The 21,139-nt window shown below is 73.8% G+C and carries 24 protein-coding genes; 12 read left to right on the top strand and 12 right to left on the bottom strand.

Translation table 11 applies throughout. The features are described from left to right. Nucleotides 1-18: 18 nt before the first annotated feature. Both AC4H2S_RS16920 and AC4H2S_RS16915 read right to left on the bottom strand, forming a co-directional pair. Complete coding sequence (locus tag AC4H2S_RS16920; protein ID WP_491498144.1) at nt 19-549, bottom strand: DoxX family membrane protein; 531 nt, start codon at nt 547-549, stop codon at nt 19-21. Between the two features lie 75 nt (nt 550-624). Then, nucleotides 625-2,433, bottom strand: a complete 1,809-nt coding sequence (locus tag AC4H2S_RS16915; RefSeq protein WP_491498143.1) for a sigma-70 family RNA polymerase sigma factor — start codon at nt 2,431-2,433, stop codon at nt 625-627. Nucleotides 2,434-2,680: 247 nt separating this feature from the next. Here AC4H2S_RS16915 and AC4H2S_RS16910 point away from each other — a divergent pair, with 247 nt between their 5' ends. From AC4H2S_RS16910 to AC4H2S_RS16880, 7 genes are all read left to right on the top strand, one after another. Continuing rightward, nucleotides 2,681-3,379: a hypothetical protein gene (locus AC4H2S_RS16910; RefSeq protein WP_491498142.1), complete on the top strand. Its 699-nt coding sequence runs from the start codon at nt 2,681-2,683 to the stop codon at nt 3,377-3,379. Between the two features lie 35 nt (nt 3,380-3,414). Next, nucleotides 3,415-4,155, top strand: coding sequence for an SOS response-associated peptidase (locus AC4H2S_RS16905; RefSeq protein ID WP_491498141.1), 741 nt, complete (start codon nt 3,415-3,417; stop codon nt 4,153-4,155). Continuing rightward, nucleotides 4,152-4,814, top strand: a complete 663-nt coding sequence (locus tag AC4H2S_RS16900; RefSeq protein ID WP_491498140.1) for an alpha/beta hydrolase family protein — start codon at nt 4,152-4,154, stop codon at nt 4,812-4,814. The genes AC4H2S_RS16905 and AC4H2S_RS16900 overlap by 4 nt, the downstream gene beginning before the upstream one ends. Before the next feature lie 62 nt (nt 4,815-4,876). Next, complete coding sequence (locus AC4H2S_RS16895) at nt 4,877-5,536, top strand: sigma-70 family RNA polymerase sigma factor (protein WP_491498139.1); 660 nt, start codon at nt 4,877-4,879, stop codon at nt 5,534-5,536. After that, the gene (gene rsrA / locus AC4H2S_RS16890; protein ID WP_491498138.1) at nt 5,533-5,817 is read left to right on the top strand and encodes a mycothiol system anti-sigma-R factor; all 285 of its coding nucleotides are present in this window, start codon (nt 5,533-5,535) and stop codon (nt 5,815-5,817) included. The genes AC4H2S_RS16895 and rsrA overlap by 4 nt, the downstream gene beginning before the upstream one ends. A gap of 86 nt (nt 5,818-5,903) precedes the next feature. Then, nucleotides 5,904-5,978 (top strand): 50S ribosomal protein bL37, encoded by a 75-nt coding sequence (locus AC4H2S_RS16885; RefSeq protein ID WP_369759046.1) that lies wholly within the window; start codon nt 5,904-5,906, stop codon nt 5,976-5,978. A 94-nt stretch (nt 5,979-6,072) separates the two neighbouring features. Continuing rightward, nucleotides 6,073-6,633, top strand: a complete 561-nt coding sequence (locus tag AC4H2S_RS16880; RefSeq protein WP_491498137.1) for a sugar O-acetyltransferase — start codon at nt 6,073-6,075, stop codon at nt 6,631-6,633. A 40-nt stretch (nt 6,634-6,673) separates the two neighbouring features. Here AC4H2S_RS16880 and AC4H2S_RS16875 read toward each other — a convergent pair whose 3' ends face one another. Next, the gene (locus tag AC4H2S_RS16875; protein ID WP_491498136.1) at nt 6,674-7,567 is read right to left on the bottom strand and encodes a DMT family transporter; all 894 of its coding nucleotides are present in this window, start codon (nt 7,565-7,567) and stop codon (nt 6,674-6,676) included. A gap of 37 nt (nt 7,568-7,604) precedes the next feature. On the opposite strand from AC4H2S_RS16875, the gene AC4H2S_RS16870 reads away from it, so the two are divergent. Beyond that, on the top strand, nt 7,605-9,014 hold the full coding sequence (locus AC4H2S_RS16870) for an aminotransferase-like domain-containing protein (protein WP_491498135.1): 1,410 nt from the start codon (nt 7,605-7,607) through the stop codon (nt 9,012-9,014). 9 nt (nt 9,015-9,023) lie between these two features. Here the strand turns inward: AC4H2S_RS16870 and AC4H2S_RS16865 are convergent, their stop codons facing one another. Then, entirely contained in the window at nt 9,024-9,398 is a 375-nt protein-coding gene (locus tag AC4H2S_RS16865; protein ID WP_491498134.1) for a thioesterase family protein, read from the bottom strand. A 100-nt stretch (nt 9,399-9,498) separates the two neighbouring features. Between AC4H2S_RS16865 and AC4H2S_RS16860 the strand changes: the two genes are divergently transcribed. Next, complete coding sequence (locus AC4H2S_RS16860; protein ID WP_491498133.1) at nt 9,499-10,011, top strand: SigE family RNA polymerase sigma factor; 513 nt, start codon at nt 9,499-9,501, stop codon at nt 10,009-10,011. Beyond that, nucleotides 10,008-11,429, top strand: a complete 1,422-nt coding sequence (locus tag AC4H2S_RS16855; protein ID WP_491498132.1) for a hypothetical protein — start codon at nt 10,008-10,010, stop codon at nt 11,427-11,429. Before AC4H2S_RS16860 ends, AC4H2S_RS16855 begins: the two co-directional genes overlap by 4 nt. Before the next feature lie 4 nt (nt 11,430-11,433). Here AC4H2S_RS16855 and AC4H2S_RS16850 read toward each other — a convergent pair whose 3' ends face one another. From AC4H2S_RS16850 to AC4H2S_RS16840, 3 genes are read right to left on the bottom strand one after another with little or no spacing between them, the layout of a single operon-like run. Then, the gene (locus AC4H2S_RS16850; RefSeq protein ID WP_491498131.1) at nt 11,434-11,922 is read right to left on the bottom strand and encodes a GNAT family N-acetyltransferase; all 489 of its coding nucleotides are present in this window, start codon (nt 11,920-11,922) and stop codon (nt 11,434-11,436) included. An 11-nt stretch (nt 11,923-11,933) separates the two neighbouring features. Continuing rightward, nucleotides 11,934-13,604: an acetolactate synthase gene (locus AC4H2S_RS16845; RefSeq protein ID WP_491498130.1), complete on the bottom strand. Its 1,671-nt coding sequence runs from the start codon at nt 13,602-13,604 to the stop codon at nt 11,934-11,936. Nucleotides 13,605-13,613: 9 nt separating this feature from the next. Beyond that, nucleotides 13,614-14,468 carry a DUF2785 domain-containing protein gene (locus AC4H2S_RS16840; RefSeq protein WP_491498129.1) on the bottom strand — a complete coding sequence of 285 codons (855 nt, stop codon included), beginning with the start codon at nt 14,466-14,468 and terminating at the stop codon, nt 13,614-13,616. Between the two features lie 47 nt (nt 14,469-14,515). Here AC4H2S_RS16840 and AC4H2S_RS16835 point away from each other — a divergent pair, with 47 nt between their 5' ends. Beyond that, nucleotides 14,516-15,994 (top strand): sensor histidine kinase, encoded by a 1,479-nt coding sequence (locus tag AC4H2S_RS16835; RefSeq protein ID WP_491498128.1) that lies wholly within the window; start codon nt 14,516-14,518, stop codon nt 15,992-15,994. A 7-nt stretch (nt 15,995-16,001) separates the two neighbouring features. On the opposite strand, the gene AC4H2S_RS16830 is transcribed toward AC4H2S_RS16835, so the two are convergent. After that, nucleotides 16,002-16,253, bottom strand: coding sequence for a WhiB family transcriptional regulator (locus AC4H2S_RS16830; RefSeq protein WP_056601527.1), 252 nt, complete (start codon nt 16,251-16,253; stop codon nt 16,002-16,004). Nucleotides 16,254-16,407: 154 nt separating this feature from the next. Here AC4H2S_RS16830 and AC4H2S_RS16825 point away from each other — a divergent pair, with 154 nt between their 5' ends. Beyond that, nucleotides 16,408-16,827, top strand: coding sequence for a hypothetical protein (locus AC4H2S_RS16825; RefSeq protein ID WP_491498127.1), 420 nt, complete (start codon nt 16,408-16,410; stop codon nt 16,825-16,827). Nucleotides 16,828-16,833: 6 nt separating this feature from the next. Here AC4H2S_RS16825 and AC4H2S_RS16820 read toward each other — a convergent pair whose 3' ends face one another. The 4 genes from AC4H2S_RS16820 to AC4H2S_RS16805 form a co-directional block, all read right to left on the bottom strand. Next, complete coding sequence (locus tag AC4H2S_RS16820) at nt 16,834-18,135, bottom strand: DUF1501 domain-containing protein (RefSeq protein ID WP_491498126.1); 1,302 nt, start codon at nt 18,133-18,135, stop codon at nt 16,834-16,836. Between the two features lie 9 nt (nt 18,136-18,144). Continuing rightward, on the bottom strand, nt 18,145-19,743 hold the full coding sequence (locus AC4H2S_RS16815; protein ID WP_491498125.1) for a DUF1800 domain-containing protein: 1,599 nt from the start codon (nt 19,741-19,743) through the stop codon (nt 18,145-18,147). Between the two features lie 100 nt (nt 19,744-19,843). Continuing rightward, complete coding sequence (locus AC4H2S_RS16810) at nt 19,844-20,692, bottom strand: RNA polymerase sigma factor SigF (RefSeq protein ID WP_491498124.1); 849 nt, start codon at nt 20,690-20,692, stop codon at nt 19,844-19,846. Between the two features lies 1 nt (nt 20,693). Continuing rightward, nucleotides 20,694-21,110 (bottom strand): anti-sigma factor, encoded by a 417-nt coding sequence (locus AC4H2S_RS16805; protein ID WP_491498123.1) that lies wholly within the window; start codon nt 21,108-21,110, stop codon nt 20,694-20,696. Nucleotides 21,111-21,139: the final 29 nt, after the last annotated feature.

The following is a 21,139-nucleotide window of genomic DNA, read 5'->3' as shown; positions in this document are numbered from 1 at the left end:
GCGCACCCTATCGAGACCTCAGGTCAGCTGGGCCCTGGCCAGCTTGGCCTCGCGGCGGGCGCCCTTGGCGACGTGTCGGGCCTCGCGGCGCACGTCGGACGCGGCACGGCGGGCGCGCCAGGCCAGCCCCGGCCTGCCCTCGGTGTCGACCGCGGCCAGCAGGAGGCCGCCGAGGACGGAGCTGTTCTTGAAGAACTGGAGGCGCTGGGCGTTCTTGGCCTGCGGGTCGGTCTCGTTCCAGAAGGCGTGGCCCGCGAGCGTGGTCGGCACGAGCGATGCGGCCAGCACGGTGGCGCTCAGTCGCGGCGCCCGCCCGGTGGCGAGGGCGGCGGCGGCGACGATCTGGGCGCCGGCGTTGATCCGGACCAGCGTGGCGGGGTCGGTGGGGATCGGCGCTCCGGGCGCGACCTTCTCCACGACGGGCACGACCTGGTCGACCACCTTCTTGGCCCTCTGCGCGTGCCGCTCCGTGTGGCGTAGGGCGTTGATGCCGCCCGCGACGAAGACCGAGGCGAGCATGGGACGTGCGAGCAACCGGGTGATCGTCATGCGTCCCTGTCTACACGATGTGCTCACGGCCCCGCCGCGCCCGCAGGGGTGCGCCGAGGACGGCCGACGCCCGGATCAGTCGAGCAGCGCGCGCCAGACGTTGTTGGCGGGGTCGGGGTCGTCCGCCGCGACGTCGAGCGCCGCCGTGACCGACGCGCGGGACAGCGCGACGACGTTCATCGACACGGTCGGGTCGGCCGCCGACACCTGGCAGACCAGCCGGGTGCCCGCCGCATCGCACTGGTCGTCGACGTTCCAGGCCACGATGACGCGGTCCAGGTCCACCCGGAGGGTGGAGGGGCGTGCGGCAGGCAGGCCGGCGACCCGCACGGTCACGCGGTACAGCGGTGCGCGACCGCTCACGCTGCCGCCGACGGACGCGTCCACCGCGACGGGCTCGGGATCGGGATCCGGGTCGGGATCCGGGTCGGGATCCGGGTCCGGATCGGGATCGGGGTCCGGATCCGGGTCGGGATCGGGGTCGGTCGGCGGTTCGGTGGTCGGTTCCACCGGGGGCTCGGCGGTGGGCTCGGTGGTCGGTTCCCCCGTGGGCTCGGCGGTGGGCTCGGTGGTGGGCTCAGCCGTCGGTTCCGCCGTCGGTTCGGTGGTCGGCTCCACCGTGGGTTCGGTCGTCGGCTCCACCGTCGGCTCGGTGGTCGGATCGGTGGTCGGATCGGTGGTCGGGTCGGTGGTGGGATCGGTGGTGGGATCGGTGGTGGGATCCGTCGGCTCGGTGGTGGGCTCGGACGTGGGGTCGGCGGTGGGGGCAGGCCCGATCGGAGTCGTCGGCACCGCGTCGGGCGGCAGGACGGGCGCGTCCACCGCCTCGAGCGCACCCGGGCCCGACTGCCTGCGCCGCGAGGACCCCCCGGGCCCGGTCGGGTCCGGACCGGTGCTGGCCGTCGCTGCCCCCAGGCCCGCCACGCGCGGTGGCGGCTCGGCCGTCGTGCGGGAGCCGGTATCGAGCGCGACGGTGACCACACCGACGACGGCGACGCTGGCAGCCACACCTGCGACGGCGACCACGCCGCTGTTGGCCACGGCCAGGTCACGGATCCGTCCCACCACCGAGCCGATCCCGAAGGGCGCGGACGCCGCGGACACCGTCGAACCCAGGTAGGCCGACGCGACGCCGCCGAGCAGCAGCGGCGCGAGGATGGCACCGAGGTTGGAGTTCACCTCGGTGAGCTCGAGGTGGATCGCCATGCAGGAGCGGCACTCGTCGAGGTGGTGCTCCACCTTGGCGGCGTCCCGGCGCGAGCTCGCCCTGCGGACGTAGGCGCCGAGCTGGGCGTGGGTCCACCGGCAGGCGTCCTCGTCGAGCTCGGCCGCGTGCTGGGTCAGGAACGCCTGGCGCAGGCCCTCACGGGCGCGGTAGGCGAGGGCGGAGACCGAGTTGGCGCTCATCCCGAGCATCTCGGCGATGTCGGCCGGCTTGTCGCCCTCCACCTCGGTGTGCCAGAGCACCAGCTGCCAGCGCTCGGGGAGGCTGGCGAAGGCGCGGGCGGCGGCCGCGCTCTCGAAGCCCTCGACGGCCGTGTCGCGGAACGGGACACCGGGGTCGAAGGCGTCCATGTCGTCGGTGGTGTGCAGCCGGGCGCCGGAGCGGAATCGGTCGACCTGGAGGCGGCGCACGCAGGTCAGCAGGTAGGCGCGGAAGGCGAGGTCGGGGCCGCCGCCGCGCTGCAGCGCCCCGAGGACCTTGACGAAGGCCTCGGAGACCAGGTCCTCGGCGTCCCCGGCCGGGACGAGCTGGCGCGCCAGGCGCCGGGCGGCGTCGACGTGCCGCTCGAACAGGGTGCCGTAGGCGTCGACGTCCCCGCCGCGGACCGCCGAGATCAGCTCGGCGTCGCTCGGCGTCTCGACGCTGGTGGCCGTGCTCATGCTTGGACGCTCATGTGGATCGGACGCTTCCCGAACACCGCCCGGCGCGCTGCCGGAGCTGTCCGACTGTAGCGCCGGGCGTGCGGGCGGCGGAGAAAAGTGAAGAAATCGCGATTCCCGGTCCGGTCCGCGTCATGGGTCGCGGGGAGGGCCGTCCCACCACAGCAGGACAGACGACCCGGGAGGGGGGTGTGCCGTGAGGATCTTCGCCGTACGCAGGCGACGTCCCACGGCAGCCGATCCTGGGGTGAGCAGGCCGTGGCCCACCGTCGAGCGGTCGGGGTTGCCGCACCGGTTCGAGGCCGTTGGGGAGGCGCTCACCTCAGGATCGGACGTCGTCGGCGTCTGCGCCGTCGCGGGCGAGGAGCTGGCGCGCGACGGCGCTTCCGTCGAGGAGGCGCTCGCCGGGCTGCGCCACACGTTCCGGCTGGTGGCCCGCGCCGACCCGCCGTACGAGGTCGTCGGCGCGCTGCTCACGGCGTGGAGCGAGACGACCCTGGGCTACCTCAACCAGCTCTCCTGCGAGGACCCGCTGACGGGGCTCTCCAGCCAGGCCCACCTGCGCAGCCGCCTCGCGGAGCTCTACCGGCTCGCCGGCGCCGGCGGTGCCGGTGGCACTCCCGAGCACGCGCTCGTGGTCGTCGAGATCCCCCTCGGTGAGCCGTCGGACGAGCCGGGGGACCACTTCACCCGGGCGATGCGCCTGGCCCGGGGCGGCGAGCTGGCACGCACGGCGTTCGCGCGCGACGAGACGGTCGCCCGGCTCGGCCTGCAGCGGGTGGGCATCCTGACCCGGCGCGACGACCGGCTCGGCCGGCGCGTGCGGGTGCTGCGCACCCTGCTCGAGGCGACCGAGCCCGGGGCCCACGTGCGCGTGTGGATCGAAGGGCTCCCCGGCAGCGACGGGGCCGCGGGCGTGCTGCTCGACGAGCTGGCCCGCGCCTGAGCGCGGCTCGGCTCGGCTCCCCTAGGGTGGGCCACGTGTGTGGCCGCTATGCGTCGTCCCGGAGCGCCGACGACCTCGTCGAGGAGTTCGAGGTCGTCGAGAGCCGCATCGCCGCCCCCCTGCCGGCCGACTACAACGTCGCGCCCACCAAGGAGGTCTACGCCGTCGTCGAGCGGCCGCCGTCGCGCGAGTCCGACGAGCCGCCCCAGCGCCAGCTCCGGGTCCTCACGTGGGGCCTGGTGCCGTCGTGGGCCAAGGACCCCTCGATCGGCAACCGGATGATCAACGCGCGGATGGAGACGGTGGCGGACAAGCCCGCCTACCGCAAGGCCTTCGCCTCCCGCCGCGCGCTGCTGCCCGCCGACGGCTACTTCGAGTGGTACCCCACCTCGCGCACCGACGCGAAGGGCAAGCCGGTCAAGCAGCCGTTCTTCATCCGTCCCAAGGACGGCGGGGTGCTCGCGATGGCAGGGCTCTACGAGATCTGGCGCGACCCCTCGAAGGCCGAGGACGACCCCGACCGCTTCCGCTGGACCTGCACGGTGCTGACCACGGAGGCCGAGGACTCCCTCGGCCACATCCACGACCGGATGCCGCTGATGGTGGAGCGCGAGCGCTGGCACGAGTGGCTCGACCCGACGACGCCGGGCGACACCTCCCTCCTGGTGCCGGCCGCCCCGGGTCGCCTCGAGGCGTACGCCGTGCCGCGGCTGGTCAGCAACGTGCGCAACAACGGTCCCGAGCTGATCGAGCCGCTGCCCCTGGAGGACGAGTGAGGAAGGCGTCCGTCCGCATCGTCGCCACCCCGCACGGGGAGGGCCGCCTGCACACCCGGCGCGCCAGCCGCCCGATCGCCACCCTCCTGCTCAGCCACGGCGCCGGCGGGGGCGTGGACGCCCGCGACCTGTGGGCGCTGGCCGACGCGCTGCCCGCCCAGGGCGTGTCCGTCGTGCTGTTCGAGCAGCCGTGGCGGGTGGCCGGGCGCAAGATCGCCACCCCTCCGCCGACGCTCGACGCCGCGCTGACGTGTGCCGCCGACGTGATGCGCGTGCGTACGCCCCTCGTGGTGGGCGGACGCTCCGCCGGCGCCCGGTCGGCGGCCCGCACGGCCCGCTCGCTCGGGGCCCGGGGCTGCCTGGCGCTGTCGTTCCCGCTGCACGCGCCCGGTCGCACCGAGCCGACCCGCCTCTCCGAGCTGCGGGCCGTCGGCCTGCCGACCCTCGTCGTGCAGGGCGAGCGCGACGCGATGGGCCGGCCCGAGGAGTTCCCCGACGACCTCGAGCGGGTCGAGATGGTGGTCGTCCCGGGCGCCGACCACGGGCTCAAGGTCCCCGCACGGGGCGACATCGGCCAGGACGAGGCGATGGGCATCGTGGTCGAGTCGACGCTGGAGTGGCTGGTGCGTGACGTCGTCGGGAATCCCCGGGCGGGGTGAGGTGTTGGGTCGGTGTGACTGCAACGACCCTCGAGCCACCCACGGCGGTACTCTGGGAGGCGATGACTGAATCGCTCCGGGACGACACGTCCCCTCCTGTCGAGATCGCCGTCGAGGACGAGAGCTCCGACGAGCGCACCGCCCGCTTCGAGCGCGACGCGCTGCCCTACCTCGACCAGCTCTACGGTGCGGCGATGCGGATGACCCGCAACCCCGCCGACGCCGAGGACCTGGTGCAGGAGACCTTCGCCAAGGCCTACAGCGCCTTCCACCAGTTCAAGCCCGGCACCAACCTCAAGGCCTGGCTCTACCGCATCCTCACCAACACCTACATCAACACCTACCGCAAGAAGCAGCGGCAGCCGCAGCAGTCGATGTCGGAGGACGTGGAGGACTGGCAGCTCGCCCGTGCGGAGTCGCACTCCTCGACGGGGCTGCGCTCCGCCGAGATGGAGGCACTCGAGCACCTGCCCGACTCGGAGGTCAAGGACGCGCTGCAGCGCCTCCCCGAGGAGTTCCGCCTCGCGGTCTACCTCGCCGACGTCGAGGGATTCCCCTACAAGGAGATCGCCGAGATCATGGACACGCCCATCGGCACCGTGATGTCTCGCCTGCACCGCGGTCGCCGCCAGCTGCGCGACATGCTCGCCGACTACGTGCGGGCCAACGACCTGCTGCCGGCGTCCACCGTGCCCGGACGAGGAGAGGGGAGCGAGTCGTGAGCAGCCACGAGCACCACGGCCTCCCCGAGGACGACGACTGCGTCGACTACATCGAGCGGATCGTCTACCTCCTCGACAACGAGCTCGACCAGGCCGACTGCGCCGTCGTCGAGATGCACCTGCGCGAGTGCGGTCCCTGCCTGGAGCGCTACGACCTCCAGCGTGCGGTCAAGCAGGTCGTCGCGCGGTCGTGCTCGGAGTCGGCGCCGGAGTCCCTGCGCGACCGCGTACGCCTGCAGCTGCGCCAGGTCCACGTGCAGATCACCGACGGCGGCGCCTGAGCCGACCGGCTCCGGGGCCAACCCGATTCGCCGCCTCCGGGCGGATTTGAGACACTGCTCCGAGCACCGACTCCAGGAGGACCACCATGGGCAAGACCGGACGCAAGCGCCGCGCTCGCAAGAAGAAGGGCGCGAACCACGGCAAGCGCCCCAACGCCTGACGCGCACCCGCGCCGTCAACTCGTAGAAGTCCCCGCTCCGGCGGGGACTTCTGCATGTCCGGGCGCGGGGCCGGGCGACTTGTACGGTGGCCGGATGACCGAGAAGACGATGCGCGATCGGATGCTCGCGGGCGAGCCCTACATCGCCGACGACCCCGTCCTGGCCGAGGAGTCCCGGCGCGCCCAGCTGCTGGCCCACCGGATCAACACGTTGAGCCCGAACGACACGGTGGGGCGTCGCGAGCTGCTCGAGGAGCTGTTCGCGGGCTTCGGCGCGGAGAGCCAGCTGCGCCCGCCCCTGCAGTGCGACTTCGGTTACCAGACGACGATCGGCGCGCGGACCTTCGTCAACTGGGGCGTGGTCCTCCTCGACGTCGCGACGATCACGATCGGCGACGACGTGCAGATCGGTCCCAACGTCCAGTTGCTCACCGCCACCCATCCGCTCGAGCCCGGACCGCGGCGCGACAAGTGGGAGGCCGCGGAGCCCATCACGATCGGCGACAACGTCTGGCTCGGTGGCGGCGTGATCGTGTGCCCGGGCGTGACGATCGGGCCCGACACGGTTGTCGGGGCCGGGTCGGTCGTGACCCGCGACCTGCCCGCCGGCGTGCTCGCGGTCGGCTCCCCGGCCCGGGTGGTCCGCGAGCTCTGACGATGCCCTGCGCCGCGGCGTCCGGTCTCCGGTCAGGCAGTCACCGGACGAGGGGGTCGCGGTTCAACCGGGCGCGTACGGCCAGCCACGCGCAGAGGACGACGACGCCGCCGCCGACGACGGTCGCCCACCCGAGGCGCTCACGGAGGACGAGCGCGGACCACACGATGCTCAGGACCGGCTGGACGAGCTGGACCTGGCTGACCTGTGCCATGGGACCGATGCCGAGTCCCCGGTACCAGGCGAAGAACCCGAGGTACATCGAGACCACGCTCAGGTAGCCGAAGGCCAGCCACTGCCCGCCGGTGCCGGTCGGCACCTCCTGGGCCATCGAGATGCAGGTGAGCCCGAGCATCAGGGGCGCGGACAGGACCAGGGCCCAGGACACGGTCTGCCACGCTCCCAGCTCCCGTGCGAGCAGACCGCCCTCGGCGTAGCCGACCGCGGCGGCGACCACGGCCCCGAAGAGCATCAGGTCAGTCCAGCGCAGCGATCCGGGCCCCCCGTGCTGGAGGGCAGCGAAGGTGACGACAACGAGCGCGCCCAGCCCGGCGAGCGCCCAGAACCCCGCCGACACCTTCTCCTTGGCGCGCAGGACGGCCATGGCCGCGGTGGCCGCCGGGAGCAGGCCGATGACGACCGCCCCATGGCTGGCCGGGGCGGAGGTGAGCGCGTAGGAGGTCAGGAGGGGAAACCCGACGACGACGCCGCCGGCCACGATCGTCAGGCGCGCCCACTGCGGCCCGCTCGGGCGCGCCTGACGTGTCATCGACAGCGCCAGCGCCGCCAGCACCGATGCGGCGACGGCACGGCCGGAGCCGATGAACAGCGCGGGGAAGCCGTCGTCCGCCGCGATCCGGGTGAACGGCACCGTGAAGGAGAAGGCCAGGACCCCGAGGAAGCCCCACGCCAGGCCGGAGCGATCGGATAACACACGCGGGTCCGGAGCGGTAGCGCTACTGTTCGCTCTCATGGAGAACGATAGCGCAAGTCGGATCGTCGCGGCGCTCCGATCCTGGGTGTCGGAGGCCGCGCCGGGTGCCAGGCTGCCGTCCAACCGGGCGCTGACCCGTGAGTTCGGGGCGAGCCCGGTGACCGTCCAGAAGGCCATGCGGCAGCTGGAGGCACGCGGCCTGGTGGAGAGCCGACCCGGGGTCGGGACGTTCGTACGCGCTGTGCGACCGGTGCGATCCGTGGACCACGGCTGGCAGACGGCGGCGCTCGGCGCACCGCCGTCGAGCCACGCAGGACTGTCGTCGACCCAGCGTCTGTCCGCGGGCGACGTCATCGCTCTGCACTCGGGCTACCCGTCTCCCGAGCTCCTCCCCGGACGACTGGTCCGCTCGGCGTTGACGCGAGCGGCCCGGACCGGCGCCGCCCTCACGAGGTCCCCGGCCGCCGGGCTGCCCGAGCTCCAGGCGTGGTTCGCCAGCCAGGTGGCAGCGAGCGTCTCGTCGGGGGTGAGTCCGCCGACGGCACGCGATGCGCTGGTCATCGCCGGGAGCCAGTGCGGCCTGAGCTCGATCTTCCGCGCGCTGGTCGGTCCCGGCCAGCCGCTCCTCATCGAGTCTCCGACCTACTGGGGCGCCATCCTGGCCGCGCGGCAGAGCGGTGTCACGGTGGTGCCTGTCCCGACCGGGCCGGCCGGTCCGGATCCCGGCGAGGTGGAGCGAGCGTTCGCCGCGACCGGGGCCCGCGCGTTCTACGCCCAGCCGACCTTCGCCAACCCGACGGGCTCGCAGTGGGCCCCCGAGACCGGACAGGCGGTGCTCGACGTCGTCCGCCGGCACGGCGCGTTCCTGGTCGAGGACGACTGGGCGCACGACCTCGGACTCGACGCCGAGGCACAGCCGCTGGTCGGCCACGACGACGACGGCCACGTCATCTACCTTCGCTCGCTCACCAAGTCGGTGTCACCGGCACTGCGTGTCGCCGCCCTCATCGCGCGCGGGCCCGCCAGGGACCGCATCCTCGCGGACCGTGCTGCGGAGACCATGTACGTCAGCGGCGTCCTCCAGGCAGCAGCACTCGACGTGGTCACGCAGCCCGCGTGGCCCCGCCACCTGCGCACGATGCGGCAGCACCTCCGACGTAGGCGCGACCTGCTGCTCGCGGCCCTGGCAGCCGAGACGCCGGACCTGCTCGTCGAGCAGGTGCCCGTCGGCGGCCTGAACCTCTGGGCACGACTGCCCGACGGAGTCGACCCTGGTCAGCTCGTGCGCGAGTGCGAGGTCAACGGGTTGGCCATCGCGCCCGGGGACGAGTGGTTCCCCGCCGAGCCCACGGGCCCTTTCGTCCGCCTGAACTTCTCGGCCGAGGACCCCGAGCGCTTCCCGCAGGCAGCACGCATCCTCGCCGCCGCACTGTCGCAGCTGTCGTGACGACAGCCGTCAGAGGCGCGAGAGGAACCGCTCGGCGTCCACCACGACGCGGGTGATCTCGCCGGCCGCGAGCACCTTGCCGGACGTGGTGTCGCGGGCGCTGACGGTGAAGCGGTGCAGCCGGCCGTCCTCGTAGGCGCTGGAGGCGCTGACCTCCACCTCGGCGCCCACGGGGCTGGCCGCCAGGTGCTCCACCTGCACCCGGGTGCCCACGCTGGTGGACCCCTCCTCGAGCACCGGGTCGAGGCAGGCGCAGGTGGCGGCCTCCAGCCAGGCGAGCAGCCGCGGGGTGCCGAGGACGGGGAGCGACCCGCTGCCCACCGCGGCGGCGGTGTCGTCGTCGGTGACGGCGTAGGTCAGCGTGGCGGGCGCGAGGTCGGGCATGGGCGGGCCTTCCGGGGAACGTGAGGTCGGTGCGGCAACCTGAGGGGCGCACACACGTCTACCAGACATGAGCGCGAGGACCGCAGGGGTGGGGACCGGGATGGAGCCGTCCGTCGACATCACCGAGCTCTACGCCGCCCACCGCCTCGGCCTGGTCCGGCTCGCGGTGCTGCTGGTCGACGACCTCGCGTCCGCGGAGGACGTCGTGCAGGACGCGTTCGCCGCGCTCGCCCGTCGCCCCGACGCGGTCAGGGACCCGTCGAAGGCGCTGGCCTACCTGCGGGTCTCGGTGGTCAACACGGCGCGCTCGGCGCTGCGCCGGCGGCGTACGGCGCGCGCGTACTCACCACCCCACGATCCCTCCCCGCCCACGCCGGAGGACAGCGCGGTGCTTGCGGAGGAGCACCGCGAGGTCATCGACGCGCTGCACAGGCTCGCGCCGCGGCAGCGGGAGGTCCTGGTGCTGCGCTACTGGTCCAACCTGTCGGAGGCCGAGATCGCCCGGACGCTCGACATCAGCCCGGGCACCGTGAAGTCGACCGCCAGCCGTGCGCTGGTCGCGCTCGAGAAGGCCATGACGTCCACCCACGACCTGGGGGAGGAGCAGCGATGAGCACCACACCCGGCGCCGGTCCCGCCGTCGAGGACCGGCTGCGCGCCGCCCTGGCCGCTCGCGCCGAGCTGGTCCGCCCCGAGGACCTGGCGCCACTCGCCCCGGTGATGCCGCTGCGCCCGCGCTGGCGCTCGCCGTGGGTGCTGCTGGCCACGGCCGCCGCGGTGCTGCTCGTGCTGGGCGTCGTCGTCCAGGGCCTCGGCCGCGACACCCGGTCCGACGACGTGGCGCCGCAGCCCGATGCGCCACGGGTGGAGCTGCCCGCCGACGTGGGGCGCGACTGGAAGGCCGGCGACCTGTCGAGCCCGGCCCGGCTGGACCTGGACGGCGACGGGGTGAAGGAGAAGGTCCAGTTCCTCGCCGAGCGCACGAAGGACTACGACGGTCGGATCCGGATCCAGACGATCGTCAGCAGCACCAGCCAGGAGGCGTACGGCATCGCCGAGCTCGGCTCCACCATCGGCACCACTGCCCTCGAGCCCGTCGACGCGGACGGGGACGGCGACCAGGAGCTCGTGCTGCTGCACGAGCTCGACCCCAGCGCCGTCGGGGGTCACCACGCCCCGGCCGTGTTCGACCTGCGGGACGGCCTGCTGGTGCAAGCGGTCCCCGACCGCCCCGACCTGCTGGTGCACGCCAACGTCCCGGTGGCGGGCAGCGCGACCGAGCACTACGAGATGGTCCACCTCCACGACTACTGGATCGAGGACGGCGAGCTGTGGTCGAGCCGGTCGGTCGACGCGTACGCCGAGGGCGGCATGACCCTGCTGCGGCCCGAGACCATCGTGGTCGACGCGTGGCGGTGGGGCCTCGACGACGACGGGGTGCTCCGGGCGACGGAGGCCGGGTGCCTGCGGATGGGGCTCGGGCCGCCGTCGCCGGGTCGGCCGTGCGGCGACGACACGGAGGAAGCGCTGCCCGACCTGGCCCCTGCGTCGGAGGACGCCTTCGGGCCGGGGGAGACCGCCCGCTTCGACATCGGCTACCGCTTCACCGCCCGCATCGACGCGGGCGACCCCCCGGTGCTCGTCGTCGAGGGGGAGGACGGCCGCACTGTCCGCCACCGGCTCGACGTGGCCGATCCGCGCGTCGCGACGGTGCAGCCGGCGTCGGTCATGCCCGACGGCGCCTCCTTCGTGGTGATCTCGGCCTCGGACCCGTCCTGGGTGCAGGTCGTCGTGCAGGACGGCGACCGGCTGCGCGCCCTCGTCCCGACCGGGGAGATCGCGCTCACCGCCGACGGCACCCGCACCTGGCTGACCACCGACGGCGCGCTGGTCTCGGCCGTCGAGGGCGAGGACGGCACGTGGGAGGTGTGGCGGTGGCAGATGGTCTCCGGCACCGAGATGGCCGCGGTGCCGTGGGGGACCGCCTGCTTCGGCGACGTCGACGACCCGACGACGGCTCGCGCCTGCTGAAGGCTCAGAGCGACTTGGTGAAGGCGAGCAGGTCCACGCCCGGCCGGGGCGACCAGTCCCGGCCCGGCTCGCGGGAGTAGCCCAGGCGCTCGTAGACGCGGTGCGCCGCCGACATGACCGCCAACGACGACAGCACCATGCTGGTGGCGCCGTCCTCGCGGGCGCGGTCCTCGCACAGGCGGGCGAGTGCGGTGCCCGCCCCACGGCCCTGCGTGGCGGGGTCGACCGCGAGCATCCGGAACTCGCCCTCGTCGTCGCGCGCGATCTCGCGCCACCGCGACCCGAGCGGGCAGTAGGTGACGTTGCCGAGCACACGTTCGCCGTCGAGCGCCACCCACACCTCGGCCTCCGCGTCGCGGGTCGCCACGTCGTGCAGCCGGCGGCGGTAGTCGTCGCCGGCGCGGGCGAGGAACGGCCCGTAGGCCGCCACGCACACGTCGCCGGCGGCCGACCACTCCGGTTGACGGATCCGGCGCAGCTCCAGCCCGGTCACCGTCGCCGGCCTCAGATGCCGAAGGTGTTGCGGGGGTAGGCCGCGTCGACGTCGGTGATGACGTTGACGAGGTAGGGCACGCCGGAGGCGTAGGCCCGGTCGAGCGCGGGCCCGATCTGCCGGGGGTCGGTCACGGTCTCGCCGGCACCGCCGAGCGCGGTGACCACCTGGTCGTAGGGCGTGCGCTGGGCCAGGTCGGCGGCCACGTCGTAGCCGTAGAGCATCTGCATGGGGCCCTTCTCCAGGCCCCAGGCGGAGTTGTTGCCCATCACCATGACGACCGGCAGGTCGTGGCGGACCAGGGTGTCGACGTCCATCAGCGAGAAGCCGGCCGCGCCGTCGCCGAGCAGCAGCGTCACCTGGGCGTCGGGGCGGGCGATGCGGGCCGCGATGGCCGCGCCGAGGCCGGCGCCGAGGCAGCCGTAGGGGCCGGGGTCGAGCCAGCCGCCGGGACGCTTCGGCTCGACGTACTTGCCGGCGAACGACACGAAGTCGCCACCGTCGCCGATGACCACCGAGTCGTCCTCCAGACGGGGAACGAGCTCGCCGTAGATCCGCGCGGGGTGGATCGGGTCGGCCTCGGCAGTGAGGAGCTGGGCGTCGCGCTCGGCGGCGGCCCGCACCTGGTCGGCGAGCTGGTCGGACCAGGCCCGCCAGTCGGGCTTGTCGCCGCGCTCGATCGCGGCCTGCAGGCCGTCGAGGACCGTGGTGAGGTCGCCCGCGACGGACGCCGCGAGGTCGGCGTGGTGGGAGACCTGGCCGGGGGAGTCGGCGATGTGGACGACCCGGGCGAAGGCGCCCGTCGGGCTCTTGTCGGGCCCGCCGAAGGCGCCGTAGCCGAGGCGGAAGTCCAGGGGCGTGCCCACCACGACCACGAGGTCGGCTCCGGCGAGCGCCGCGCCGCGGGCCTTGGTGACGAGGCTGCGGTGCCCGCCGGGGATCAGCCCGCGCCCCATGCCGTTGGTCAGCGTGGGGATGCCGAGGTCGTCGACGAAGCGGAGTGCGGCCGCCTCGGCGTGGTCGGCCCACACGTCGGTGCCGAGCACCAGCACGGGCCGCTCGGCGCCGGCGAGCAGGCGCGCGACGGTGTCGATCGCGTCGCCGTCGGGCTCGATGCGGGTGCCCTCACCCGAGCCGATGGTGCCGGAGGCGGAGCTGAAGAACTCGTCCATCGGGACGTCGACGAAGACGGGACCGCGGTGGCTGGAGCGCGCGAGCGTGAAGGCCTCGTCGATGCCGGCCGCCACCTCGCCGGCCGTCATCAGCGTCGTGGCCGCCTTCGCGACGGGCTCGATGATCGGCGGCTGGTCGAGCTCTTGGAGCGAGCCGGTGCCCCAGCGGTTCTGCGGGGCGCGACCGCCGACCACGACCATCGGCGATCCGGCGAACTGGGCCTGCGCGATCGCGCTGATGCCGTTGGTGACGCCGGGGCCGGCGGTGAGGACGGCCAGGCCCGGCACGCGGGTGAGCTTGCCGGTGGCCTCGGCGGCGAACGCCGCGGTCTGCTCGTGGCGCACGTCGAGCAGGCGCATCGGCGGGTCCTGGCCGTCCTTGTTGATCCGCACCACGCCGTCGTACATCGGGAACACGTGGGCGCCGGAGAGGGTGAACATCGTCTCGACGCCGTGGGCGCGGGCGACATGGACGGCGAGCTCGCCGCTGTGGCCGGTGATCTCGGTCATGCGAGCAGGCTAGTGGGTGCGCGCCTGCAGGTAGTGCACGTTGGTCAGGCGCAGCGCCTCGATCACGGTGAGGAGCAGGTCGGGACGTACCTCGGGCGGGTCGGGCGACAGGGAGAGGTGGACGAACAGGGCGCGCAGGAACGCCTGGGGCATCGCCGCGGGGAGGAACGGGTCGGTGTCACCGCCCTTGCCGAACGGGTTGCCCGCGGCGGCGATGCGGTGCACCCACGGCTCGAGCTCGTCGGTGCCGAGCGTGTTGCGGCGCAGGACGCGCATCGCCGCGTGGGCCATCCGGTCGAGCTCGCCGGACGCCAGCGGCTCGTCCGCCGGCTGCCGCAGCACGCGCTCGGCGAGGACGTCGAGCAGCACCTCGTGCTCGGGCCCGCCGAGGTGGGGTGACTCGCCGAGGGCGGCGATCGCGTCGGCGCCGTGGGCCACCGCGTGGGCCCAGCCCTTGCCCGGCACGAAGCCCCGGGTGTCGCGCTCGGCGAGGAACCACACCGCGATCCGGTCGCCCCAGTCGAGGATCTTGGCGGCGGGCACCAGGCGGTGCGCGGTGTCGCGCTCGAGGCACTCGGCCACGATGAGCGCGCTGAAGCTGCGGCGGAAGACGGTGTCGGTGCCGGACTCGCCCAGCCCGACCGCGAGCCCCGCGACCATGCCGTCGCCGAGCCCGGCCAGCAGGTCGTCGTAGACGCCGTTGTCGATCCAGGTCGCCAGGGCGGGGTAGGCGGTGCCGTCGCGGACGTCGGCGCGGGTGGAGCCGAGCATGGTGGTCAGCTCGGCCGTGAGGTCGTCGAGCGGACGGTCCGAGGGCACCTCGAACCCGGCGGCCTGCACCTGGTTCCAGTACCCGAGCGACATGGGGGCCATCCTGCCAGTCGCCTCCCGCACCGCCCTAGTCTGGGCGGGTGCCCTCCCTCCACGAGCTCGTGCGAGCCCACACCGACCTCGTCGAGGACGACATCGCCTGGCTCCAGCTGCTCATGGCCGACTGGCAGATCCTGGCCGACCTGTCCTTCGCCGACCTCGTGCTGTGGCTGCCGGACCGGGAGGCGAAGGGCTACTGGGCGGGCGGTCAGATGCGCCCGACGACCGGACCGACCGCCCTCGTGGACGACGTGCTGGGCACCTTCGTCCCCATCGGCCGGCGGCGGATGCTCGACGAGGCCTTCGACACCGGTCGGGTCGTGCGCGAGGGCGACCCGGAGTGGCGCGACGACGTGCCGGTGCGGGTGGAGGTCATCCCGGTGCGCCGCGCGGGACGGGTGATCGCCACCATCGCGCGCAACACCAACCTCATCGGCGTCCGCACCCCCAGCCGGCTCGAGCTCAGCTATCTCCAGACCGCGTCCGACCTCACCCAGATGATCGCCGCAGGCCGCTTCCCGCTGAGCGGCCAGCGCAGCGACCACGCCGACTCACCGCGGGTGGGCGACGGCTTCGTCAGGCTCGACCAGGCGGGTCGCGTCGTCTACGCCAGCCCCAACGGGCTCTCGGCCTACCGCCGCCTCGGCCTGCAGGGCGACCTCGCCGGGCTCGTCCTCACCGACCTGACCCGCGAGCTGGTGCCGGCGCGCAAGCGGCCCGACGAGGAGACGCTCAGCGCGGTGCTGGGCGGCCGGGACGGCCGGGCCACCGAGGTCGGCACCGACGAGGTCACCCTCATCGTGCGCAGCATCCCGCTGAGCCCGGACGGCGAGCGCAGTGCCGCCCTCCTGCTGGTGCGCGACGTCAGCGAGCTGCGTCGCCGCGACCGCGAGCTGGTCACCAAGGACGTCACCATCCGCGAGATCCACCACCGGGTGAAGAACAACCTGCAGACCGTCGCGGCGCTGCTGCGCCTCCAGGCCCGCCGCACCCGCGCCGACGACGCCAAGGCGGCGCTGGAGGAGGCGGTGCGCCGGGTGGGCTCCATCGCCATCGTGCACGAGACGCTGAGCCACGCCGTGGAGGAGACCGTCGACTTCGACGAGATCGCCGACCGGCTCGGCTCGATGGTCGTCGACGTCAGCGGGGTGGAGGTGCCGGTGCGCGTGGTGCGCGAGGGCTCCTTCGGCAAGCTGCCGTCGGAGGCGGCCACGCCGCTCGCGATGGTGCTCACCGAGCTGCTGCAGAACGCCGTCGAGCACGGCTACGCGGGCCAGGACCCGGAGACGCTCGATCAGGCGGGGCGCGTGGTGGTCACCGCGCGCCGCATCACCGGCCGGCTGCACGTGGTGGTCGAGGACGACGGCCGGGGGCTGCCCGACGACTTCGACCCCGACGCGTCCACCCAGCTGGGGCTGTCGATCGTGCGCACGCTCGTGGAGTCCGAGCTCGGCGGCGTGCTCGAGATCGGCCCCGGGAGCCGGGGCGCGCGGGTGCAGGCGGACCTGCCGGTCGACTGAGGCGTGGTCAGGCGGTGCGGATGCGGGCCCTGGCGTTGCGCCGCTTGAGTGCGCGGCGCTCGTCCTCGCTGAGGCCACCCCACACTCCGTGGTCCTGTCCGGCCTCGAGGGCCCACGCGAGACACTGCTCGCGTACCTCACATCGACGGCACACCTGCTTGGCCTCCTCGATCTGGAGGATCGCAGGACCGGTGTTGCCGATGGGGAAGAACAGCTCGGGGTCCTCGTCGAGGCATGCTGAGCGGCTGCGCCAATCCATGGGTGGGGGATTCCCTCTTTCACATCACGTCGGTTGCTGTTTACGGACGTTCAGCTGGCCCGGGCGCCGATGTGCGCAACGTCCAGACTCCCAACCTTTGAACGTTCACACAACCCCCACCGCTGGTCGCGTCCGTCACAACTACTGTTGTCCGGTGCCCGTTACGCCCCCGCCTGGTCCCGCTCGTCGCGCCCTCGAAGCCCCGCCCCCGCTGCTGCTCGCGGCGGCGCTCGTGGGGCTCGAGGCCCTCCTGCTCCTCAGCCTCGGCGTCGTCGAGCTGTTCCACCTGCGCGCCGTCCGGCTCGCCATGGGCATCACCACCGCGGCGTTCTTCGTGGCCGGCGCGGCCGCACTCGCCTGGTGCGCGTGGGCGCTGCGCAACGTCCGTCGGTCGGCCCGCGGACCGGTCGTGATGGCGCAGCTGATCCAGCTGGGCATGGCCTGGAACCTCCGCGACGTCTGGTCGGTCGTGCTGCCGGGAGGGCTCGCGCTCGCCGCGCTGCTGGTCATCGGCGGCCTGCTCCACCCCGCGACGACGAAGGTGCTCGAGGAGAACGACCGCCTCGACGACTAGCGGCACTCAGCCGCGCATCACGCCGACCGGGGTGGGGGAGAAGCCCGGGAACACCGTGTCGGTGGCGACCCCGAACCGGGTGCGCACGACCTCGGCCAGGACGCTGCGGTAGTCGGTCGTGACCAGAAGGTCCGCGTCGGCGCCGAGGGTGAGCCCTGGCCACCGCCCGTGCACCTGCCCGCCGACGACGCCCGCGCCGGCCAGCAGCATCGCGTTGCCGTAGCCGTGGTCGAGGCCGAGGCTGCTGTTCTCCTCGGTCCGGCGGCCGAACTCGCTCAGCACGACCACCGTGGTCCGCTCGAGGTCGGGGCCGAGGTCGGTGAGAAGGGCGGCGAGCGCCTCGCCGAGCTCGGTGGCGAGCGTGCGCATGCCTCCGGACTCGACCGTGCCGAGGTCGGCGTGCATGTCCCAGCCCCCGTGGTCGACGGTCACGACCTGGGCGCCCACCCCCGAGCGCAGCGTGCGCGAGGCGAACGACAGGGCGTCGCCGAGGAACGTCGTGGGGAACTCGGCGCGCGGGCCGGCCGCGGCCGCCGGCGCGAACGAGTCGACCAGCCGGGGTGCGGCCCGCACGGCGGCGGACAGCGGACGCGGTCCGCCGCCGCCCCAGGCCACCTGCAGCGACCGGCGTCGTGCCCGGCGGTTCACCACGCCGTCCGCGGCGAGCCGCACCGCTCCCGGGTCGGGGACGGCGAAGGACTGCTCGGGGCCGGCCAGGGACGAGGGCGGCACCGGGCCGCCCATGTGGATGGCCTGCAGCGGCGAGGTGACGGCGTCCAGGCCCATCAGCCGGTTGAGCCAGCCCACCCGCAGCGACGAGGTCGGGTCGGCGTCCTCGACCTCCTCCATCGCGGCGAAGTGCGAGCGGTTGCGAGCGGGCAGGCCGGCGGCGTGCACCGCGGCCAGCCGGCCGCTGCGCCACCAGTCGGCGAGCGGGCCCAGCGCGGGGTGCAGGCCGAACATCGAGTCGGCGACGAGCAGCCGCTCGGCGGGGACGGCGAGGCGCGGGCGGGCCTGGCGGTAGACCGGGTCACCGTGCGGGACCACCAGGCTGAGACCGTCAGCGCCGCCGCGCAGCGACAGCACCACCAGCGCGGGGGCCGCTGCAGCGGTGGCCGCCGTCGCGGGCGCCCCGGCGAGCGCAGCGGTCGGCGAGGCGACGTGGGCGCGTACGTGGGTGTCGCCGAAGACGGCCGCCAGCGCCCCACCGGCGACGGCCGCGGTCATCACGGAGCGCCGCGACACCGCGGTCGCCGCCATCTCGGCGCACGCCGGGTCGTTGCAGGGAGGTCGGGAGGGGGTCGGCAACGCGTGTCCTCAGCGGGTCAGGTGGTCGGGGGTGTCCAGCAGGGCGGTGAGCAGGACCGGCATGTGCGTGCGCACGACCCGGTGACGGCGGGTGATCCGGGCGCCGGGGGCTATGTCGACGGCCCGGCAGGCGGTCTCGAGCAGGCGGGGAGACGACGGCCTGCCGAGCATCGTGCGGCACAGGTGGTCGACCAGCTCGGCCATCGTGAGCCGCTCGGCGGGCAGCCACGCGCGCGGTGGCCGCAGCCCGGTCCCGGTCGCCGGCCACCAGCCGCCGGCCATCCGGTAGTGCACGTGGAAGGACGCCAGCACCCGGTTGGGGGTGGACCAGGCGTCGTTGGTGACCGGCGGGCCGTCGGGGCGCGGCCACGCGTGGGGACCGTCGCCGAGGTGGTAGCACTGCCACACGACCTCCTGGGCGGCGTCGCTCTCCCGGGTCGGGCGGCGCGGCACGGCCCCGAGCGCCCGGTAGGTCGCCACGACGTCCTCGCCGGGAGTGCGCACCTTGGGCCGGCTGGCCCGGGTGAACTCGCGGGAGTCGACCATCGTGGTCAGCACCTGGGCGATGCTGCCGTCGGTGCGGTGCCAGGCGCGGACCATGGACCGCACCAGGGACGCCGGCGGGGAGTCGGCGACGAACTTCGTGGCCAGCTTGCGACAGATCCGCTCCACCGTCGCGGGGTGGGAGGCGAGGTAGTCGGTGTAGCGGCGCGTCAGCGCGCGCCCGTCGGGGTCGGCGTTGGCGTCGTGGAAGCCCATCACGCTGACCCGGCCGGTCCAGTGGTCGGCGGCCCGGTAGTCAGTGGCCCAGGTGGTCCAGGAGACGACCCGCCACCCGGTGAGGATGCGGGCGGAGTCCTTGACGTCGTCCTCGTCGTACGCGCCACGCCCCACCGTGTGGATCTCGAGGAGCTCACGGCCCAGGTTCTCGTTGGGCGCGAGGCGCGTGGACTCGGCGTTGTCGAGGAACATCCCCATCGCGGGGTGGGTGGTGGTGGCGTGCAGCAGGTCGGCGAAGCGGCCGAGGGCGTGCGCGCGGATGGTCTCCCCGTAGTCGCGACGGAACCCGAAGACGCCGTCGCCGGTCACGGGCACGTGGAAGTGGCCCTCCCAGAACTCGGTGAGCACCTCGAGCACCTGGCGGCGGGTGACGATGCGGCGGCACAGCAGCTCGCGCTGGTAGTGGTTCATCACCACGCCCGTGTGCTCCGTGCCGTCGTTGGAGCGCCGGGTCATCGTCACGGGGTCGAGCGACAGGCTCGGCCACCAGCCCGCCATCCGGGCCACGGCGGGGTCGGCGATCCGCCCGGGCCGCAGCTGCTCGCGGAACCAGGCGCGCCCGCCCCCCGCGCGCCGCACCTGGCGCGCGAGCTCGGGGGTGAGCCCGTAGGAGAAGCGCGAGGCGATCAGGCGGTCGCGGCCGGTCAGGACGGGTGCGCCCTGGCGGTGGGTCGCCGGCTGCCAGCGCCGCCCGGAGCCAGAGGCCGCGGGGGAGGCCGCGGGGGAGGCTGCGGGGGAGGCCGCGGGGGAGGCTGCGGGGGAGGCCGCGGGGGAGGCTGCGGGGGAGGAGGACGTACCGAGCGCGGTGGGCTGGGAGGTGGCGGGCACGGACGGGTCGCTCTCGGGCTGGGCGGTGGGCGGGCCAATTGTCGGCTCCGCCGCTCCGGCTCCGCGCCGGGGGTGGGTGCGGCGCCCGGCCGGGCGGTTGCTAGTCGGCCTCGAGGGAGGTGCGCAGCTGGGCGAGGGTGCGGGTCAGCAGCCGGGAGACGTGCATCTGGGAGACGCCGATCTCCTCGGCGATCTGCGACTGGGTCATGTTCTTGAAGAAGCGCAGCAGCAGGATCCGCTTCTCCCGCTCACCGAGGCCCTCGAGCAGCGGCTTGATCGACTCGCGGATCTCGACGTGCTCGATGTTGGCGTCCTCGACCCCCAGCGAGGCGAGCATCGCGGGCGGGCCCTCGTCGTTGTCGTCGGAGGCGTCGAGCGAGAGCGTGGCGTAGGCGTGGGACGACTCGATGCCCTCCATGATCTCCTCGACCGTGCACCCGATGACCTCGGCGAGCTCGCGCGGCGTGGGGGAGCGGCCCAGCCTCTGGGTCAGCTCACCGGTCGCCCCGCCGATCTGCATCCGCAGCTCCTGCAGCCGGCGCGGCACCCGGATCGCCCAGCCCTTGTCGCGGAAGTGGCGCTTGATCTCGCCGATCACCGTCGGGGTGGCGTAGGTGGAGAACTCGACCCCGCGGTCGGTCTCGAAGCGGTCGACCGCCTTGATCAGGCCGATCGTGCCGACCTGCACGAGGTCCTCGAACGGCTCGCCGCGGTTGCGGAACCGGCGCGCGCAGTGCTCGACCAGCGAGAGGTGCAGGTGCACCAGGTCGTCGCGTGCCGTCGCCCGCTCGGCGCTGCTCGCCTCGTCGTCGCGCATCAGTGTGAAGAGCTCGGCGCTGCGCGCGCGCACCTGCTCGAGACCACGAGGCACGACGTCGTCGTCGAGCCCGTGGTCGACGGCGGCCTCGAGCCCCGTCCCGCCCCCCGTGTCCCCCGTGTCTGTGCTCATGTCAGAGCTCGGCACCTGTCATTCCCGCAACGACCGCCGACGAGACTGTGAAGCGGACGCGGAAGCGTCCCCCCTCCGGTCCCGCCGACGCGTCCTGCGCCATCGTGTCGAGCACCTGCCAGGCGAAGCTCTCGGTGTCGAGCGGCGGGTCGTCCACCGCGTCGGCCTGCAGCTCGACGGTCATCGAGCCCCGGCCGAACCAGAACGAGGCCACGAGGTCGGTGCCGGGATCGGCCTCGGGGATGACCAGTGCGGTCGCCTCGCCGATGGCGATGCGGAGGTCCTCGATGTCGTCGATGGTGAAGTCGAGCCGTGCCGCGAGCCCCGCGGCGGTCGTGCGCACGATCGTCGCGAACGCACTCTGCGCGGGCAGCCTCAGCTCCACGTCTGCGCGCGAACCCCCCGTGTTGTCTGCCATCTGCGTCAATATCCCGTCCTCGAGGCCGA

The sequence above is a fragment of the Nocardioides sp. Z13_37 genome (assembly GCF_058355585.1).
This window is presented reverse-complemented; position numbering and strand designations above follow the sequence as displayed.